This is a genomic window from Streptomyces sp. NPDC085932, from assembly GCF_044540525.1.
GTDB classification, from domain to species: domain Bacteria; phylum Actinomycetota; class Actinomycetes; order Streptomycetales; family Streptomycetaceae; genus Streptomyces; species Streptomyces levis.
Window position 1 is genome coordinate 91,712 of the sequence record NZ_JBITSJ010000006.1, and the last position, 16,976, is coordinate 108,687.

At 73.8% G+C, this 16,976-nt stretch carries 18 protein-coding genes; 8 read left to right on the plus strand and 10 right to left on the minus strand.

What is annotated here, in order from left to right; translation table 11 throughout:
* Nucleotides 1-79: 79 nt before the first annotated feature.
* Nucleotides 80-2,626 (minus strand): SpoIIE family protein phosphatase, encoded by a 2,547-nt coding sequence (locus ACIGAQ_RS27765; protein ID WP_399787360.1) that lies wholly within the window; start codon nt 2,624-2,626, stop codon nt 80-82.
* A gap of 148 nt (nt 2,627-2,774) precedes the next feature.
* On the opposite strand from ACIGAQ_RS27765, the gene ACIGAQ_RS27770 reads away from it, so the two are divergent.
* A complete protein-coding gene (locus ACIGAQ_RS27770; RefSeq protein ID WP_399787363.1) occupies nt 2,775-3,371 on the plus strand; it encodes a hypothetical protein in 597 nt (198 codons plus the stop codon).
* A gap of 68 nt (nt 3,372-3,439) precedes the next feature.
* Here the strand turns inward: ACIGAQ_RS27770 and ACIGAQ_RS27775 are convergent, their stop codons facing one another.
* The 4 genes from ACIGAQ_RS27775 to ACIGAQ_RS27790 form a co-directional block, all read right to left on the minus strand.
* Nucleotides 3,440-4,543: a GNAT family N-acetyltransferase gene (locus ACIGAQ_RS27775; RefSeq protein WP_399787365.1), complete on the minus strand. Its 1,104-nt coding sequence runs from the start codon at nt 4,541-4,543 to the stop codon at nt 3,440-3,442.
* 95 nt (nt 4,544-4,638) lie between these two features.
* The gene (locus ACIGAQ_RS27780) at nt 4,639-5,058 is read right to left on the minus strand and encodes a hypothetical protein (protein WP_399787367.1); all 420 of its coding nucleotides are present in this window, start codon (nt 5,056-5,058) and stop codon (nt 4,639-4,641) included.
* A gap of 125 nt (nt 5,059-5,183) precedes the next feature.
* Nucleotides 5,184-6,242: an LLM class flavin-dependent oxidoreductase gene (locus ACIGAQ_RS27785; protein WP_311678718.1), complete on the minus strand. Its 1,059-nt coding sequence runs from the start codon at nt 6,240-6,242 to the stop codon at nt 5,184-5,186.
* Nucleotides 6,242-6,748, minus strand: a complete 507-nt coding sequence (locus tag ACIGAQ_RS27790; RefSeq protein ID WP_399787370.1) for an SRPBCC family protein — start codon at nt 6,746-6,748, stop codon at nt 6,242-6,244. Before ACIGAQ_RS27790 ends, ACIGAQ_RS27785 begins: the two co-directional genes overlap by 1 nt.
* A 310-nt stretch (nt 6,749-7,058) precedes the next feature.
* Here ACIGAQ_RS27790 and ACIGAQ_RS27795 point away from each other — a divergent pair, with 310 nt between their 5' ends.
* Nucleotides 7,059-8,411, plus strand: coding sequence for a diacylglycerol/lipid kinase family protein (locus ACIGAQ_RS27795; RefSeq protein WP_399787373.1), 1,353 nt, complete (start codon nt 7,059-7,061; stop codon nt 8,409-8,411).
* Nucleotides 8,412-8,485: 74 nt separating this feature from the next.
* Here the strand turns inward: ACIGAQ_RS27795 and ACIGAQ_RS27800 are convergent, their stop codons facing one another.
* Nucleotides 8,486-8,812: an antibiotic biosynthesis monooxygenase gene (locus ACIGAQ_RS27800; RefSeq protein WP_311678715.1), complete on the minus strand. Its 327-nt coding sequence runs from the start codon at nt 8,810-8,812 to the stop codon at nt 8,486-8,488.
* A 115-nt stretch (nt 8,813-8,927) separates the two neighbouring features.
* On the opposite strand from ACIGAQ_RS27800, the gene ACIGAQ_RS27805 reads away from it, so the two are divergent.
* Nucleotides 8,928-9,878 carry an epimerase gene (locus ACIGAQ_RS27805; protein ID WP_399787377.1) on the plus strand — a complete coding sequence of 317 codons (951 nt, stop codon included), beginning with the start codon at nt 8,928-8,930 and terminating at the stop codon, nt 9,876-9,878.
* 6 nt (nt 9,879-9,884) lie between these two features.
* Here ACIGAQ_RS27805 and ACIGAQ_RS27810 read toward each other — a convergent pair whose 3' ends face one another.
* Both ACIGAQ_RS27810 and ACIGAQ_RS27815 read right to left on the minus strand, forming a co-directional pair.
* Entirely contained in the window at nt 9,885-10,763 is an 879-nt protein-coding gene (locus ACIGAQ_RS27810; RefSeq protein ID WP_399787380.1) for a hypothetical protein, read from the minus strand.
* A 105-nt stretch (nt 10,764-10,868) separates the two neighbouring features.
* The gene (locus ACIGAQ_RS27815; RefSeq protein WP_179272443.1) at nt 10,869-11,018 is read right to left on the minus strand and encodes a hypothetical protein; all 150 of its coding nucleotides are present in this window, start codon (nt 11,016-11,018) and stop codon (nt 10,869-10,871) included.
* A gap of 139 nt (nt 11,019-11,157) precedes the next feature.
* On the opposite strand from ACIGAQ_RS27815, the gene ACIGAQ_RS27820 reads away from it, so the two are divergent.
* The gene (locus tag ACIGAQ_RS27820) at nt 11,158-11,586 is read left to right on the plus strand and encodes a hypothetical protein (protein ID WP_311678709.1); all 429 of its coding nucleotides are present in this window, start codon (nt 11,158-11,160) and stop codon (nt 11,584-11,586) included.
* A gap of 230 nt (nt 11,587-11,816) precedes the next feature.
* Nucleotides 11,817-13,457 carry a phosphoglucomutase (alpha-D-glucose-1,6-bisphosphate-dependent) gene (pgm, locus tag ACIGAQ_RS27825; RefSeq protein ID WP_399787383.1) on the plus strand — a complete coding sequence of 547 codons (1,641 nt, stop codon included), beginning with the start codon at nt 11,817-11,819 and terminating at the stop codon, nt 13,455-13,457.
* A gap of 53 nt (nt 13,458-13,510) precedes the next feature.
* Here the strand turns inward: pgm and ACIGAQ_RS27830 are convergent, their stop codons facing one another.
* Complete coding sequence (locus tag ACIGAQ_RS27830) at nt 13,511-14,005, minus strand: DUF5949 family protein (RefSeq protein ID WP_311678707.1); 495 nt, start codon at nt 14,003-14,005, stop codon at nt 13,511-13,513.
* A 156-nt stretch (nt 14,006-14,161) separates the two neighbouring features.
* Between ACIGAQ_RS27830 and ACIGAQ_RS27835 the strand changes: the two genes are divergently transcribed.
* Entirely contained in the window at nt 14,162-14,449 is a 288-nt protein-coding gene (locus ACIGAQ_RS27835) for a zinc-ribbon domain-containing protein (RefSeq protein ID WP_311678706.1), read from the plus strand.
* Nucleotides 14,450-14,558: 109 nt separating this feature from the next.
* On the opposite strand, the gene ACIGAQ_RS27840 is transcribed toward ACIGAQ_RS27835, so the two are convergent.
* Nucleotides 14,559-14,999: a hypothetical protein gene (locus tag ACIGAQ_RS27840; protein WP_399787387.1), complete on the minus strand. Its 441-nt coding sequence runs from the start codon at nt 14,997-14,999 to the stop codon at nt 14,559-14,561.
* A 172-nt stretch (nt 15,000-15,171) separates the two neighbouring features.
* Between ACIGAQ_RS27840 and ACIGAQ_RS27845 the strand changes: the two genes are divergently transcribed.
* Both ACIGAQ_RS27845 and ACIGAQ_RS27850 read left to right on the plus strand, forming a co-directional pair.
* Nucleotides 15,172-15,651 carry an SRPBCC family protein gene (locus tag ACIGAQ_RS27845; protein WP_311678702.1) on the plus strand — a complete coding sequence of 160 codons (480 nt, stop codon included), beginning with the start codon at nt 15,172-15,174 and terminating at the stop codon, nt 15,649-15,651.
* Between the two features lie 265 nt (nt 15,652-15,916).
* A complete protein-coding gene (locus ACIGAQ_RS27850) occupies nt 15,917-16,921 on the plus strand; it encodes a trypsin-like serine peptidase (protein WP_399787390.1) in 1,005 nt (334 codons plus the stop codon).
* Nucleotides 16,922-16,976: the final 55 nt, after the last annotated feature.

Sequence of the window (16,976 nt, forward strand, 5' to 3'; positions counted from 1 at the left end):
CCCGCCCACCGTACTCCCCGCCACCGGCCGCGTCCGTCCCCGGCCGCCGGGCCCCGGCGCGCGACGACGGACGCGGCCGTCAGCGGTAGGCCGTCAGCAGCAGCGCCACGTCGTCCGGCCGCTCCCGGGCCCGCCGGGCCGTGCCCACCAGCCGGTCGGCGAGGTGCTCCACCGAGTCCACCGGCGTGTCGGCCAGGCAGCCGCGCACCCGGTCGATCCCCGTCTCGATGTCGCTCCCCGGCCGCTCCACGAGGCCGTCGGTGTAGAGCACCAGGACACTGCCCGGATCCAGCGTGAGCTCGGTGACGGGGTAGTCCGAGTCGGGCTGCACGCCCAGCATCACGCCGCCCGCGAGGTCCAGCGTCTCGGCCCGCCCGTCGGGGCGGCGCAGCAGCGGCGGCGGATGGCCCGCCCGCACGGCGAGGGCCCGTCCGGTGCGCGGGTCCAGTTCGATGTAGCAGCAGGTGGCGAAGGCGTCCGCCTCCAGCTCGGTGAGCAGCCGGTTGGTGTGCGTGATGACCTCCTGCGGCGGGCGCCCGCTCGCCGCGAAGGCGTGCACGGCACTGCGCAACTGGCCCATCACCGCGGCGGCCCCGACGCTGTGACCCTCGACGTCCCCGATGACCAGGGCCACACCGCGCCCCGTCGTGATCACGTCGTACCAGTCGCCGCCGATGGCCATGCCCTGCGTGCCGGGGAGGTACCGGCCGGTGGTGCGCAGCCCCTCCACCGCGGGCAGCCGGTGGGGCAGCAGACCCTCCTGGAGGCCACGGGCGACGGCGGACTCCGAGTCGTACAGCCGCGCCCGCTCCAGGGCCTGCGCGACCAGCCCGCTGAGCGCGGTGAGGGCCGACCGCTCGTCGGCCGTGAAGCGGTGCGGGGTGCCCCAGCCGAGGATGCAGGAGCCGACGGGGTGGCCGGAGGCGATCAGCGGCAGGAACGACCAGGCGCTCATCCGGTCCAGGGCGATGCCCGGGTAGGCCCCGGAGAGGTCCTCGGGCGACTCGAAGAACAGGGGCAGCCGCGTGGTGAGCGCGTGGACGCCCGGCAGTTGCGTGTCGAGGGTGATGCCCTCGAACGGGGCGAGGAAGCCCTCGGGGTAGCCGGATTCCCACAGCAGGTACATCCGGCCCTCGCGGACGGTGTACAGGGCCAGCTCCCGCACGCCGAACGCGGGCAGCAACTGCTCCGACACGGCCCGGCACACGTCCCGCACGGTGACCGCCTCGGTGAGCACGCTCGCCATCTGCACGACGTGGTACAGCGCCCCGGCCCGCGCCTCGGCCACCGGGGCGGGCGGCGGCGCCACCGCGGCGCCGTCCGGCAGGGCACCGAGGACGGAGCCGTCCTCGCGCACCGGCTCGTCCCCGGGCGGCGGTCCGGCCGGATACACGCGGCCGGTCAGCCCGTGCACGTCCGGGTACAGCACGAAGCTCAGGCGGGCCCCGCCCGGATGCCGGACGAGGAAGGACACCTGCTCCTGCGACAGCATCGCCGCCCGGTAGCGGTCCTCGTACGCGGGATCCCTCAGCCAGGTGATCACCTCCCACGGGTAACGGCCCAGCAGTTCCTCCCGGCCGCACCCCAGCAGCTCCTCGCTGCGCCGGTTGAGATAGGTCAGCCGGCCGTCCTGGTCCAGGGAGAAGAGCGCGTCGGGCAGCCGCTCGGCGGCCTCCGCCGCGGTGAGCCCGACGACCGCGTCGACGAGGGCGCAGACCAGCATCCGCCCGGCGCCGTCGGCCCCCCGTACGAGATGACCCCACAGCTCGACGGGCCGGTAGCCGATCTCCCCGTCCGCGGCGGACTCGTGCAGCACCCGGAAGTGCCGGGACCGCACCCGCCCGTGGACGAGCGCGTCGCTCCGGCTCGCCCGCAGTTCGTGCAGGTCGTCCGGGCTGACCCGGGCCTCGATGGCCGTGAGGGTGCCACCGAAGCCGGTCCGGTCGATGCCGAGCAGGGCGAGGGCGTCGTCGTCCGCCGTGCACCGGTCGGTGTCCAGGTCCCAGTCGAGGAGCCCGACCCGGATCGGGTGGACGGCGGGCGTGGGCAGCCGCACGCTGACGGGTTCGTCGTCGTACTCGACCGCGGCGGTGAGGCGGCCGAGGCGCTGCGCCAGCTGCTCCTGGGCGGGGCGCAGGGCGCGGTCCACCGCCTCCGCGTCCATCGGGGCCCGGGCGGCCGAGCGCAGCACGACCAGGACCCCCACGGCCTCGCCACGGGCCCGCACGGGCTGGTGGGCGGAGCCGAACGAGTAGGGCAGCCCGGCGGTGAAGTGCGGGAAGCGCACCATGGTCGCGCGCTCGTCGGGCAGCCACACGGTCTCGTCGCGCCGGTAGGTCTCCGCCATGGGCAGGGCACCCCCCACCGGCACCCGCCACCAGCTCCTCAGCAGCGACCTGGGCACGCCGGTGACCATCGCGAGCACCAGGGAGCGCCGGTCGGGAGAGCGCAGGTAGACCAGCCCGCCGTAGCCGTCGAGGTCCCGGACGGCCTCGACCAGCGGGGTCGTCAGGGCGTCCTCGATCCAGCCCGTGTCCCCGGTCCGGCCCCGGCCGGCATCCCCGCCGTCCTGATTCCGGCCGCGGGGTGACCCGGGCCCGTCCGGTACGGCGGTCGCCTCATCCATGTCGCGTCCTCCCGGTACGGACGCACCGGCCACCAATCGCTCCCCACCAGGATGTGCCATGGTCGGCGCTCCGGCGCGGCAAGTGCAACCTTTCGGCCGAGCCGGCCGTCTCACCCGTCATCACCCGCACGCAGCCTCGGGGGCGGCAATGGCAGGAAAACGCATCAGAAGAGCATGGGCGACGCTCGCGGTCGTGGGCGCCGTGGCGGGGGTGGCGGCGGTCCCGGCCGCTGCCGCACCGGCCGGGGGACAGCGCGCCGCGACCCAGGTCACGGCGTGTCCGACCGGCTGGGGAAGCCTCGCCAAGACCGGCAGCGGCGCCACGCAGGCACCGCTGACGAACATCCGGACCGGCCGGCACGCCTGCTTCGACCGGATGGTCGTCGACGTGCCCGGCGCGGGCAGCGGCGTCGGCTACACCGTCCAGTACGTCGACCGCCTCCACCAGGACGGCTCCGGCCGTCACATCCCGGTGGCCGGGGGCGCGGTCCTGGAGGTCCGTGTGGCCGCGCCGTCCTACGACCCGGAGACGGGCGCCCCGACGTATCCCGGCCGGGTGGCGCGCCCGCTGCCGGGCGTCGACCTGACCGGCTACCGCACGTTCCGGGACGCCCGGTTCGCCGGCAGCTTCGAGGGCGACACCCAGATCGGCCTCGGCGTCCGCGCCCGGCTGCCGTTCCGCGTCCTGCGCCTGGACGACCGCGTCATCGTGGACGTCGCCCACAGCTGGACGGCGACCCGCTGACACCACGACGCGCCCGGCTCCCCGGAGCCGGGCGCACCCCTGCGCCGGCCCACCACCGCCCCGCGGGCTCAGCGGTCGCGCAGGCGGCCCACTTCCTCCAGGGCCCGGGAGGCCGCGCCCGCCAGGAGGGGGCGGTTGCGCACGAAGCGGCGGGCGGCGCGGGCGGGCTCGCGGGCCAGCCAGTGGGCGGCCCCGCCCGGCACCGGCCGGACCACCGCCCCCTCGTACACCCTGAGATCGCGGGTCTTCAGCGACTCCTTGTAGCGGGCCGGGCCGCTGCCCAGGTCGACCGTCTCGATCCCGTCGGCCGCCGCGGCCCGCAGCATCCGCAACTGCAGCACCAGCCCGGGGGAGTACTTGGCGCAGGCACGGTCGTACGCCGGGAACCACCAGGACAGCACCGTGCGCGAGCGCGGACCGAAGTGCGCGGCGACGGGCCGGCCCCCGGCGTACAGCACGGACAGCACGCCACGGCACTCCGGCTCCTCGCTCTCGCCGAGCAGACCCACCAGCCGGGTGATCCACTCCTGCGCGAACCGGTCCCGCCGGCCGGTGCGGCGGTACTGCGCCGACTTCCACTCCATGAGCGCCCGCAGGGCCGCGGGGTCCCGGGCGTCGTACACGAACCGCACCTCGCCGACCTGCCGGGCCAGCCTGCGCTCCTTGGCCAGGGTCTGTCTGAGGAAACCCGCCGACTTCGCCCGCAGCCGCTCCGTGTACCGCGTGAAGCCCTCGCCGATGTCGACGACGGGTGAGGCGAGTTCCTCGGCGGCGTGCGCCGCGAAGGCCTCCTGACCGGCTTCGAGGTTGTCGAACTCCCAGGACGACAGCCCGCAGGCCCGTAACAGCCGCCGTGCGTCCAGGCGGATCCCCGGCCGGAGCACGGCCCCCTGACTGTCCGACACCCCGAGCCCGACGGCCCGGCCCCGCCCCAGCGGGCCCCTCTCGAACGGGAAGTACCCGACCGGTGAGCCGTCGTGCTGCAGCACCGCCACTCTCGTCCCCGGCCGCACCCGTCCCACGGCCGTGGTGAACGCCGGGTCGAGAAAGGGATTCGCCGGTGCTCCGGACTCCGTCCGGATCTCCCGCCACATCTTCAGATCGTCCGGGCTCAGTTCGTCCGGCCTCAGAACGAGAACGCGCTTTCCGGGCAACTCCGCCTCCTGAGTCATCGCATGGGGACACACGAAGACCCGCACCACACCGCGTCAGGGCACCAGGCAGTACGCAGGCCGCACGGCGCAGGCCTTGCTCGGTACTGCCGTGCTCAGCAGCGGAACGCCCGCAGCTCCACCGGGTGGGGGACCGCTCCATCCGGCGCAGGGCACCGTCCGGCAGCCGCCGGCGGCCCGCCCCGTGCCGTCCGGGGTGCTCCGGCCACCACGGCACTCGCTCCGGCCGCTCCCGCGGCCCGCGGCGTCCGCGCCGCGAGGCGCCGGGCCGACGGCTCGTCCTCGCACGGACACGGCTCCTCGGCCCGCTCGGCGGCGTCACCCGAAGCAGCGCCCGGCTCCACGACGTCCGCCGCCGCGCCGGTGACGGACGCGGGCCCGGCGCCGGCCGGGCCCGGCGCGAGCAGATGCAGCATCAGCAGGCAGGCCAGAAGCCCCACCAGCGCTGCCCCTCGTCGCCGCACCATCAGACCCCCCGTCAGGGCCGGCTGCGCCTTCCAGTAGGCCGAGCGCATCCCTTGCCAGTCAACCCCCGGTGAGCCTTTTCGCCCCACTCGGTCGTTTGCAGCGGGAATGCAACGGAAAGCGCTGCCGTCACGGCGCCTCGAAGGCGCTGGAGGAGATGGCCGGCCTCCTCGCCCTACACGCCGTCACCGGTCTCGCGCACCAGCTCGATCGCCCTGCCGAGGGTGGCGAGCCGTTCGTCGAGGCTGTCCCCGGCCGGGTACAGGCGCACGGTGTCCACCCCGGCGTCCCGCCAGACGCGCAGTCGCGCGCGCACCATCTCCTCCGTGCCGATGAGGGTCGTCGCCAGCACCATCTCGTCGGTGACCCGGGCGGCCGCGCCGTCCCGGTCACCCGCCTGCCAGCGCTCCCGCACCTCCGCCGCGGCCTCGGCCCAGCCCTGCCGGCTGTAGGCGCGGTTGTAGAAGTTCGTCGACGCCGACCCCATCCCGCCGAGGCTGAAGGCCAGTTCCTTCTTCCGGTCCGCGACCATGGCGCCCAGCGCCTCCTCGTCCGGGGCGAACGCGACCTCGGCGCCCTGGCAGACGTCGAAACCGGCGCGCCCGCGGCCCGCGGCGGCCAGGCCCTCGTCCAGCGGAGCGAAGTAGGCGTCCGCCGCGCCCTCCGGGACGAAGCTGGTGCCGAGCCAGCCGTCGGCGACCCGGCCGGTCAGCCGCAGCATGGCGGGCGACAGCGCGGCCAGATACACCGGGACGGGGTGTTCGGCGCGCACCGACAGCCGCATCGGCACCGCGTCCCCGCCCGGCAGCGGGATCGTGAACTCCGTTCCCGCGTAGGAGACTTTTTCCCCCGCGATCGCCTGCCGCACGATGTCCACCGTCTCGCGCACCCGCGCCAGGGGGCGGGCGAACGGCACGCCGTGCAGGCCCTCCATCACCTGCGGCCCGGACGGGCCGAGCCCCAGCAGGAAGCGGCCGCCGGACAGGTTGGACAGCGTGATCGCCGTCTGGGCGAGCGCCACCGGCGTGCGCGTCCCGACCTGCATGACCGCGGAGCCGAGCAGCATCCGCTCGGTACGGGCCGCGTAGAACCCCAGTACGGACGGGGCGTCGGACCCCCACGCCTCGGCCACCCAGCACACGTCGAGCCCGAGCCTCTCGGCCTCGACGACGAAGTCGGCCTGCCGGGACCAGGAGCCGACAGCCGCCGCCTCGACGGTCGTCGCCGTCCGCATCACGCCTCCACCTGCTGCCTGATGCGCTCCAGCGTGGCGGTCATGCCGCGCTCGAACTCCCGCAACCTCACGAACACGATCTTCTGCTCCTTCTCCGGCATGGCGTCGATCGCGAAGGAGAGGCCCGAGCGCCCCGGCCCCATCCGCATCCAGTGCGACAGCGTGGTCCCGCCGTCCCCGGGCTCCAGCGCGAAGCGCCAGACGGCGCTGGGCTCCGCCGGATCCCCGACGGCCCAGGAGAACTCCCGCCCGGGGTCGCACGAGAGGACCGTGCAGGTCGTCTCCCACTCGCCCAGGGCGTCGTGCCGGTTCCGGCCGACGAACCGGGCGCCGACGACGGGCCCGGGGGCTCCGCCGACCCAGTGCGCCGACTGCAACTCCTCGCTGAACTCCGGCATCCGTGTCACGTCCGACACCAGCGGCCACACCCGTTCCGGCGCCGCGGCGACCCGCGTCGTCACCTCGACCGTCGGTCGGTCCGCGTACCGTGCGCCCGTCCACTCCATCGCGTGTCGGCCTCCTCGTCGACAAGGGCTGTGCCAGCAGAGTTGCGTAATGAAACTGACTGGGTCAAGAGGGTGGGACACGCGGTGAGGCGGGGACGGGGACCGGCGTGCCCCGGTGCGCGCCGCAGCGCCGCGCGAGCCGCGTACGCTACCGATGGCTCCGCCCCGGAGGATCTTGGCGTCTGACGTGCTCGTCGGCGGGGGAGCCATCAGGACGGCAGTGGCCGGGCCGAGCCGTCGGCGGGCACCATGTCCACGGCCGGACGTGGTCCCGAAGGCCCGCCCGGGCCGGTTCGAGCGGAGGAGCGAGATGAGTTCGGCGATGAGCGAACGGCACCACCGCCGTCAGCGATGGGCCGCCAGGGGGGCGCTGGCCGCGGCCGCGTCGGCGGTGCTGCTGCCTCTCGTCTCCGGCGGCCTGCGGGGACTGCTGCTGCTCGTGGCCACGCTGGCGGGCCTGGCGCTGACCGCGGCCGCCCTGTGGTGGGTGCTGTCCCGGCGTGGAGCGGTCCGCATGGCCGCCGCCACACTGGCCCTGGTCGCCCCCGTCGCCCTCATCACCCTCTTCGCCACCGCCAACCTGCTCTGGGTGGTCTTCCTGTCGCTGCTGCTGTGGTGCGCGGCGGTCTGGAGCGGCCGTTACGCGCTGCGCAGCACGGGCCTGCGGCCGGTTCGGGTCAAGGAGTACCGCACCCCGCCGCCGCGGCGCCCCTTCCTGCTGCTCAACCCGCGTTCCGGCGGCGGCAAGGTCGGCAAGTTCCAGCTGAAGGAGAAGGGCGAGGCGCTGGGCGCCCGGGTCGTGCTGCTCGACCCCGACCAGCACCAGGACGTCACCGCCCTCGCCCGGGCCGCCGTGGCCGACGGGGCCGATCTGCTCGGGGTGGCGGGCGGGGACGGCACTCAGGCGCTGGTCGCCGCCGTCGCGGCCGAGCACGGCCTGCCGTTCCTCGTCATCGCGGCCGGCACCCGCAACCACTTCGCCATGGACCTGGGTCTGGACCGCGACGACCCGGCCGCCTCCCTCGACGCCCTCACGGACGGCGTCGAACTCCGCGTGGACCTCGGCTTCGCCGCCGACCGGCCGTTCGTCAACAACGCCTCGTTCGGTGTCTACGGCGCCGTCGTCCAGAGCCCCGGCTACCGCGAGGACAAGGTGGGCGCGGCGCTGGAGCGGCTGCCCGAACTGCTCACCCGGCAGAGCGGGCCGCGGCTGACGGCCGTCGCCGACGGCACCGCCATCGCCGACCCGCAGGCCGTCCTGGTCAGCAACAACGCGTATCGCATGGACGACCCGTTCGGCTTCGGCCGTCGCGAGCGGCTGAACTCCGGGCGGCTGGGCGTGCTCGCCGTCCGCGTCGACAGCGCCGTCGAAGCCGCCGAACTGCTGCTCTCGCCGCGGCCCGAGGGGCTCACGGTGCTCACCGCCCAGCGTGTCGTCGTGCAGGCCGACGAGCCGCAGCTGGAGGTCGGCCTCGACGGTGAGGCGCTCACCCTGCCGGCTCCCGTCCACTGCCGTATCGCCCGGCGCGCCCTGCGGGTCCGGGTACCCCGCGACCGGCCCGGGGTTCCCGAGGCGCCCCCGCGGCTGGACTGGCGCCGGCTGCGCAAGCTGGCGGCCGCGGTCGGCCGTACGGCCGCCCCCAGCCGCTCGCGGCAGGGCTGAACACCGGCACCGCCCCGCACGCGAAGGCCCCCGCACCGCCGGTACGGGGGACCTCCCGCCGGTCGCCGGCAGGACTAGACGCTCTTCGGCCCGGCCTGCTGCACGACCTCGAAGGACCACAGGGTCGAGCCGCTCGCCGCGGGCCTGGGCCGCTCGCCGCCCTCGCCGCCGCCCTGGTGCGCGGCCTTCATCGGCCCCTCCATCCAGGCCTGGAACGACTCCTCGTCACGCCAGCGCGTGTAGACGAGGTAGGTGTCGGTGCCCTCCACCGGGCGGAGCAGCTCGAACCACTCGAAGCCGTCGGAGCTCTCCACGGCGTGCGCGCGGGAGGCGAAGCGCTTCTCCAGCGTCTCCCGCTGTTCGGCGGGCACGGTCAGCACGTTGATCTTGACTACGCTCATGGCCCCATCTTGCCCGAACGGCACATCCGCGCGGACCGGGCCCCGCACCCGCGATGATTTGAACGCGTTCAAATATGGGCTAGAGTCGTTCCCACACTCGATGGGGGAGGCCTGCGTGAAGTTCGTGATGCCCGGTGGGACCGGACAGGTCGGAACGGTTCTCAGGCGCGCGCTGAGCGCGGCCGGACACGAGGTCGTGGTGCTGAGCCGGCGCCCCGCCCGTGAGGGAGAGGTGTACTGGGACGGCACGAACCCGGGCCCCTGGGCCGAGGAGATCGACGGCAGTGACGTCGTGGTCAACCTGGCCGGGCGGAGCGTGAACTGCCGGTACACGCCCGAGAACCTCCGCCTGATGATGGACTCGCGCGTGGACTCCACCCGGGCCGTGGGCGAGGCGATCGCATCCGCCGCGAAGCCACCCCGGGTCTGGCTGCAGATGAGCACCGCGACCGTCTACGCCCACCGCTTCGACGCCCCGAACGACGAGGCCACCGGCCTGATCGGCGGGAGCGAACCCGGCGTCCCGGACTACTGGTCCTACAGCGTCGACATCGCCAAGGCCTGGGAGCGCGCCCAGGAGGAGGCGGCCACCCCGCACACCCGCAAGGTGGCCCTGCGCGCCGCCATGGTGATGAGCCCCGACCGCGGCGGCGTCTTCGACGTGCTGCTGCGGATGGCCCGCCTCGGCCTCGGCGGCCCGGTCGCCGGGGGCGGGCAGTACGTCTCCTGGATCCACGACCGGGACTTCGTCCGGGCGGTCGAATTCCTCGTGGCCCGCGACGACATCGCCGGGCCGGTCAACCTCGCCGCCCCCGGGCCCCTGCCGCAGCGCGCCTTCATGCGGGACCTGCGCGCCGCGTGGGGCGTCCCGGTGGGTCTGCCGGCGACGCGCCGGATGGCCGAGGCCGGAGCCTTCGTCCTGCGCTCGGACACCGAACTGCTGCTCAAGAGCCGCCGTGTCGTCCCCGGCCGCCTCCTCGAAGCGGGCTTCACCTTCGACCGGCCGGACTGGCCGGCGGCCGCGGACGACCTCGTACGGCGCCTCCGCGGCCGCGACGTGCGCTGAGCCGGGTCAGCTCTGCCGCTTGCCCTGTTCGAGGGCCTTGCCGGTCATGTCGGTGACCTGCCCGGCCGGCGGCTCTTCCGCCTCGACCTCCGTGCCGAAGTCGGTGAAGTCCATGACCGTGCGCACCGTGACCTTCCCCGGCGCGGACGAGGCGGCGCCGGAGGGCCGTTCCGCCGACTGCGACGGGGCCTTGACGGTCATGTCCAGCTGCTGCCGGCGCAGCCGGCCCTCGTCGTCCAGCCACACGTCCATCGGCAGGGTGGGCCCGACCTGCTTGCGCAGGGTCCGGCCGTTGGGCAGCTCGGCGACGTCGACGTTGACGCGGTACTGCGTGGTGCGCACGCCGCCGATCGTCGCCGTGCCCTTCTTCGTCACGTCCTTGTCGGTGATCGCCTTGGCGTACGCCGCGGACTGCGCGGGGTCGTTCATCCCCTGCCCGCCCGCGCCCTGCTGCCCGGCGACCTTGCCCAGGTCGATCCGGATCCAGGGCTTGCCGCCCGGAGCCTGCCCCTTCGGCAGCTTCTGGTACAGCACCTGGTCGATCACACGCTGCTCGATGCGCTGCCCCTGCGCCGTGAGCGTCATGACGCTGTCGCCGTCCTCAAGGTCGACGACGCCCTGGCCGTTCGCGGTCTCCGAGCGGCCCTCGGCCGAGGTCTGCACCCGCAGGGCGACCTTCGCGGTGTCCTCCTCGGCCGTCCTGTCGTAGGCCGAGCGCACCGCGCGCGTGCCCTGCTCCTCGGCCCCCGGGCTCGCCTTCGCCGAGGAGGCGTCCGCCGCCTCCTTCGGGTCGCCCTCGTCGCCGCAGCCGACCAGCACGGTCCCCGCCAGCACGCCGGCGACTCCTAAGGCACACAGCCTCCTGCCGTTGCCTGCGCTGCCCATCGAACCATCTCCTCTCCGGTGTCTGATGCGACCCAGGTGCCCAAGTGGGGCACGAACACACCTACCGGCACGAGGAGTTGGGTAACGGGACGCAACGCCCGCCGGTCAGTGGCGGCGGCCGCGCAGCTTGCCGAGCAGACGCTGTGCCTGGGCCCGCTTGCGGGGGTCGGCCGCCGCCCGCCTGGCCTGTTCCACGGCCCGCCGTCCCTGCGGGCTGCGAGCGAACTCCTTGATGCGGTTGAGCACTCCGGCCATGACGCACCGTCCTTCGTGATCGACGTGATGGGTGTCTGTAGCTCGCCTACCCCCTGGACCGGGTGCTCAGGCACGAGCCGCCCGGTCGGTGCGCGACCGAACGTGTTTGGCGCGGGAGTCCGAGGCAAAGCGGTGTCACATGACTGAAGAGAACAAGCGCACGAATCAGAAGCAGTCGACCGGCCGGGCCACGCAGTCCAAGGTGCGCGGCGCGGCGGACAAGGCGACCGCCCCCGCGTCCCAGGCCGCCAAGGGCGCGGCCGGCAAGGCCGGTGACGCGGCGTCGGCCGCCAAGTCGGGCGCGGAGCGGTCCGCACAGACGGCCAGGACGGCCGCGCAGACCGCGGCCAAGGGCGTCGAGGCGAGCCGCCAGGCGGTCGCCACGGCCTCCGGCCACGTCGCCGCCACCGCGAAGACGGCCTGGACGGTCATCGCCCACCGCAAGCTCGTCGCCGCGGGCGTCGGTGCCGGCCTGACCGCGCTGAGCGCCGCCTCGTACGCCGTGGGCCGCCGTGCGGAACGCGGCGCGCACGGGCCGCTCACCCGGCTCACCGGCGGGCGGATCTGACCCCGGCCGGCACGCGTGGCGTGCCGGCCCCGAGGGAGCAGGCGGCGCGGCGTGTCACCGGGCGTCCCGGTGATCCGTAGCGCCGCCCTCTCGTGTGCGGGCGCGTCCGCCCCGCACGTGGCATGGCGCACATCCGGCCGTCACCGGGGTGCCCCTGGTGCGCGCCACCGCCCTGACGGGGAAGGATGGGTGCGCACACGAAGGATCGACCCATGTGGAGGAGCGGGCCCATGCAGCACGAGCGAGCGGGCAGTCCGGCCGGACCCGAGGATCTCGTCGACGTCGCTCGGCTGGTGACCGCGTACTACGCGCTCCACCCCGACCTCGACGACCCGGGGCAGCGCGTCGCATTCGGAACCTCCGGACACCGCGGATCGTCGCTGGCGAGCGCGTTCAACGACGACCACATCGCCGCGACCAGCCAGGCCATCTGCGAGTACCGCGCGGAGCAGGGCATCGACGGCCCCCTGTTCCTGGGCGCCGACACCCACGCCCTGTCCGAGCCGGCGCGGGTCACGGCCCTGGAGGTGTTCGCCGCCAACGAGGTGACGGTGCTGATCGACGCCGCGGACGGCTACACGCCCACCCCGGCCGTCTCGCACGCCATCCTCACCCACAACCGCGGCCGCACCACCGGCCTCGCGGACGGCGTCGTGGTCACCCCCTCCCACAACCCGCCCGCCGACGGCGGCTTCAAGTACAACCCGCCCAGCGGCGGTCCCGCCGCCTCCGACGCGACCTCCTGGATCCAGGACCGGGCGAACGAGATCATCCGGGGCGGCCTGAAGGACGTACGCCGCGTCTCCCACGCCCGAGCCCTCGCCGCCGCCACCACGAGCCGCTACGACTTCCTCGGCACCTACGTCGCCGATCTGCCCGCCGTCCTCGACCTGGACGCGATCCGCTCGGCCGGTGTGCGCATCGGAGCCGACCCGCTCGGCGGGGCCTCGGTCGCCTACTGGGGCCGCATCGCCGAGCAGCACGGCCTCGACCTCACCGTCGTCAACCCGCACACCGACCCCACGTGGCGCTTCATGACGCTGGACTGGGACGGCAAGATCCGCATGGACTGCTCGTCGCCGTACGCCATGGCGTCCCTGATCGAGCAGCGCGAGCGGTTCCGGATCGCCACGGGCAACGACGCCGACGCCGACCGGCACGGCATCGTCACCCCGGACGCGGGCCTGATGAACCCCAACCACTACCTCGCGGTCGCCATCTCCTACCTGTACGCCCACCGCGAGAACTGGCCGGCCGCCACCGGCGTCGGCAAGACGCTGGTGTCCTCCGCCATGATCGACCGGGTGGCCGCCGACCTCGGCCGCGAACTGGTCGAGGTGCCCGTCGGGTTCAAGTGGTTCGTCGACGGGCTCGTCGGGGGCACCATCGGCTTCGGCGGCGAGGAGTCGGCCGGGGCGTCCTTCCTGCGCCGCGACGGCTCCGTGTGGACCACCGACAAGGACGGCATCCTGCTCGCGCTGCTCGCCTCCGAGATCACCGCCGTCACCGGCAAGACCCCCTCGGAGCACTACGCGAGCCTCACCGCCCGCTTCGGCGAGCCGGCGTACGCGCGCATCGACGCCCCGGCGACCCGCGAGGAGAAGGCCCTGCTCGCCAAACTCTCCCCGGCTCAGGTCAGCGCGGACACCCTGGCCGGGGACGCGGTCACCGCGGTGCTCACCGAGGCCCCCGGCAACGGCGCCCCCATCGGCGGCATCAAGGTCACGACGGACAACGCCTGGTTCGCCGCCCGCCCGTCCGGCACCGAGGACGTCTACAAGATCTACGCCGAGTCGTTCCTCGGCCCCGACCACCTGCGCCGGGTCCAGGACGAGGCCAAGAGCGTGGTGCTGGCGGCCCTGTCGGCCTGACCGCCGGCACGCCGCGGCCCGGGCCACGCGACGGTGGCCCGGGCCGCGGGGGTTCAGCCGCGCAGGCTGCGGGCGGGCAGCACCACGTGCACCGCCGAGGTGAGGACCTCCTCGTCGGAGGTGAAGGCGGCCAGCGTCTCCACGTCACCGGGCTCGGCGCCCTCCGGCCACGGGCGCGTGGTGAAGATCAGGTAGGAGAAGCCGAGCCCGGCCACCGCCTCCAGCCAGGTCTGCGGCGGGACGAACTGCGACTTGAGGTGCTGCACGGTCAGGACGGCCGACCCGGGCACGACGAGCAGGCTCACCGGCATGCTGGGCCGCTGCGTCGCGTCGACGAGCCCCTCGCCCAGGGGCAGCCCGGCGCTCTCCAGCAGCTGCTCGATGGCCTTCGCCGTCGCCTCGGGACCGTTCGCGCCGTCCCCGAGGGGGCAGGCCAGGAGGTAGGGGACGTCGACACCTTCAGGGGTGGTGCCCCGCCAGGACTGGACGACGAGGGAGCCCAGGTCGTCGGTCGGCACGGGCTGCGTTTCGGCTGAGATCGAGGTCACCGCGGCACCGTACCGGCGTACCCCGGGGCTCCCGGCCCGCTGTCACCCGCTTGGACCACAGCCCGCCGGGCGCTCCACACGAACGAGGGGCCCGCACACCGCACCGACCCGAGATACAGGACACTGGATGAAGATCCGACCCGGGAGGACCGACACGTGATCATCTTTGGCACCAAGGGCTACCTGTACCAGCTGGCGATACTGACGCTGGTGTGCGGCCAGTGCGGCAATCCCGCCGCGCACACGCTCCGCAAGCGCGTCACGAAGTTCACCCTGTTCTTCGTGCCCCTGTTCCCCGTCTCCACGAAGTACCTGACGCAGTGCACGTTCTGCGGTGCCGAACAGAAGGTGACCAAGGAGCAGGCGGAGCAGTTGCAGGCCCAGAACGCGGGCGGCCAGGGCGGGCAGCCGTACGGGCAGCCGCAGCAGCAGAACCGGTTCTGAAGCCGGCGGATCCCACCGGGCCGGGGCCGGTGGGTGAAACGTCGCGTCCCTGGCGTCCTGGGGCATGGCGACCGACACCCACCGCGTGATCCGGCCGAGCCTCCTCGGGTCACGGCCTCCGCTCGGACACGGCCGGGACCGCCCCGCCCGCCGCCTGACGGCGGTCGTACCGCAACGCCACGGCCGTCGCCGCCGCTCCCAGCCCTTCCCACACCCCGACCCCGACGAAGACGTCCGGTGCCCTGCCGCCGATCGCGGCGACGATGAAGACCGTGCAGGTCAGCAGCCGGAACGGCACGGTCCAGCGGAAGAAGGCCCGCCAGTCGGCCAGGGCCGCCAGCACGTAGTACACACCCATGTTCAGGGCGGCCATGGACGACGCCGTCAGGAACGCGGGTGTGAAGTCCCCGGCCGCGCGCTCGTCCGGCGCGCCGAGGCCGAGCAGGGACAGCTGGACGGCCGGCGAGACCAGGCCCACCGCCCCGAGGGCGGCGGCGAGCACGCCGAAGACGGCGATGGTCCAGCCCGGGGCCGATCGGGGAAGGCGCACGCCGGGATCGTATCCGTGTTCGACCGCCTGGTGTGGCCGGTTTCCGGGAGGCCGCCGATCATCCGCGAGGTGGCAAGCGCGGCATCCCGGGTACTCGACCGCCACGAGCCCGGATCCGGGTGTGGGCCGATGGGCCTCCCGCAGTCGATCAGTGAAAAACGGAGGCATACAGATGAGCACCGTCAAGGAAACCGTGGAAGTCGACGTCCCGCTGCACACCGCCTACAACCAGTGGACGCAGTTCGAGGAGTTCCCGAACTTCATGGAGGGCGTCGAGGAGGTCAGGCAGGTCGACGACCGCCACAACCACTGGACGACGAAGGTCGGCGGCGTACGGCGCGAGTTCGACACGGAGATCGTCGACCAGCTGCCCGACGAGCGCGTCACCTGGCGCACGACCAGCGGAGACGTCAACCAGCGCGGCTCCGTGCGCTTCGAGCGCGTGGACGACACCCACACGCGGGTGGAGCTCGTGATGGAGGTCGAGCCCAGCGGGATGGCCGAGAAGGCCGCGGACATGATGGGCACCATCGACCGCCGGGTGAAGGGCGACATGAAGCGCTTCAAGCAGTACATCGAGGAGCGCGGCGGTGAGTCCGGCGGCTGGCGCGGCCGCATCCAGCCGGGCGGTGGCACCGGCCCCGCCCTCTGACCCCACGGCTCCACCGGTAACCCGGTCTCCGCCCGGAGGCCGGGTTCCTTCATGCCCCCGTGCGTGCCCGCCGCGTGCGGGCGGACGCCCTGTTCCGGTGTGCGCTCCACGCGGAGCGTGCGTGCCGTTTCGGCCATCGTTCTGACATGCACCTGTCCATCTCGGTCTTCCGGTGGCACGCTGCCCTCTGACTGTCCGCAGTGACACCCCTGCCTGACCGGGCGACGGCTCCCGCCGCCCGGCCCCCACAGCAGAAGGAGACCGCGTGATAGGCAGACCCCGTAGCCTTCGCCCGTCCGGCGCCGCCTTCGTGCGCCGCAGCGTCCTCGGCGCACTCGCCGGTGTCGCCGCGCTCCTCGCGACCGGCGTCAGCGCCGCACCGGCCGGCGCCGCCCCCGAACCCGGCGTGGCGGCCCCCTCGGCGCAGCAACGCGCCCTGGCCTTCTGGACCCCGGAACGGATGCGCGCGGCCACCCCGCTCGACGTCCTGACCGTCGACCGCTCCCAGGTGCGGACCGCGGCGCCGCGCAAGGGCGAGGCCGCTGTCGTCGCACCCAGCGCACCCGCCTCCGCCGTCGGGCCCCTCGCCTTCCCGCACGGCGGCGGACCCTGGTCCGGCGGGGGAGCGGTGACCAGGACGGCGGGACGGGTCTTCTTCACCTACCAGGGACGCACCGCCTCCTGCTCCGGCAACGCCGTCACCAGCGCCAACAAGAGCACGGTGCTGACCGCCGGCCACTGCGTGAAAATGCAGGGCGCCTGGCACACCAACTGGGTGTTCGTGCCCGGCTACCACGACGGGCAGCGCCCGTACGGCACCTGGGCGGCGGCCAGGACCCTGGCCACGCCGCAGTGGACGGCCAGTGAGGACATCAACTACGACATCGGCGCGGCCGTCGTCGCCCCGCTCGACGGGCAGCGTCTGACCGACGTCGTCGGCGGCCAGGGCCTGGCCTTCAACACCGGCTACAACAAGGCCATGTACTCCTTCGGCTTCCCGGCCGCCGCTCCCTACGACGGCGAGAAGTTCATCTACTGCAGCGGCACCACCTTCCGCGACTTCCTGCTCTCCGGCGACCACGGCCTGACCTGCAACATGACCGGCGGCTCCAGCGGCGGCCCGTGGTTCACCCAGTTCAGCGAGGCGACCGGCACCGGCCTGCAGTCGTCGGTGAACAGCTTCAAGTACAACTTCCTGCCCAACGCCATGTACGGCCCGTACTTCGGGGCCGACGCGCAGAACCTGTACCAGAGCGCCCAGTCCTCCTGAGCCACCGCACCCACCGGGAGCCGGGTCCTCCGCCGAGCCGTGACGGAGGACCCGG

Coding starts and splice junctions, on each gene's coding strand:
- ACIGAQ_RS27765 (WP_399787360.1), bottom strand. CDS start 2,626: ATGGATGAGGCGACCGCCGTACCGGACGGGCCCGGGTCACCCCGCGGC.
- ACIGAQ_RS27770 (WP_399787363.1), top strand. CDS start 2,775: ATGGCAGGAAAACGCATCAGAAGAGCATGGGCGACGCTCGCGGTCGTG.
- ACIGAQ_RS27775 (WP_399787365.1), bottom strand. CDS start 4,543: ATGACTCAGGAGGCGGAGTTGCCCGGAAAGCGCGTTCTCGTTCTGAGG.
- ACIGAQ_RS27780 (WP_399787367.1), bottom strand. CDS start 5,058: ATGCGCTCGGCCTACTGGAAGGCGCAGCCGGCCCTGACGGGGGGTCTG.
- ACIGAQ_RS27785 (WP_311678718.1), bottom strand. CDS start 6,242: ATGCGGACGGCGACGACCGTCGAGGCGGCGGCTGTCGGCTCCTGGTCC.
- ACIGAQ_RS27790 (WP_399787370.1), bottom strand. CDS start 6,748: ATGGAGTGGACGGGCGCACGGTACGCGGACCGACCGACGGTCGAGGTG.
- ACIGAQ_RS27795 (WP_399787373.1), top strand. CDS start 7,059: ATGAGTTCGGCGATGAGCGAACGGCACCACCGCCGTCAGCGATGGGCC.
- ACIGAQ_RS27800 (WP_311678715.1), bottom strand. CDS start 8,812: ATGAGCGTAGTCAAGATCAACGTGCTGACCGTGCCCGCCGAACAGCGG.
- ACIGAQ_RS27810 (WP_399787380.1), bottom strand. CDS start 10,763: ATGGGCAGCGCAGGCAACGGCAGGAGGCTGTGTGCCTTAGGAGTCGCC.
- ACIGAQ_RS27815 (WP_179272443.1), bottom strand. CDS start 11,018: ATGGCCGGAGTGCTCAACCGCATCAAGGAGTTCGCTCGCAGCCCGCAG.
- ACIGAQ_RS27820 (WP_311678709.1), top strand. CDS start 11,158: ATGACTGAAGAGAACAAGCGCACGAATCAGAAGCAGTCGACCGGCCGG.
- pgm (WP_399787383.1), top strand. CDS start 11,817: ATGCAGCACGAGCGAGCGGGCAGTCCGGCCGGACCCGAGGATCTCGTC.
- ACIGAQ_RS27845 (WP_311678702.1), top strand. CDS start 15,172: ATGAGCACCGTCAAGGAAACCGTGGAAGTCGACGTCCCGCTGCACACC.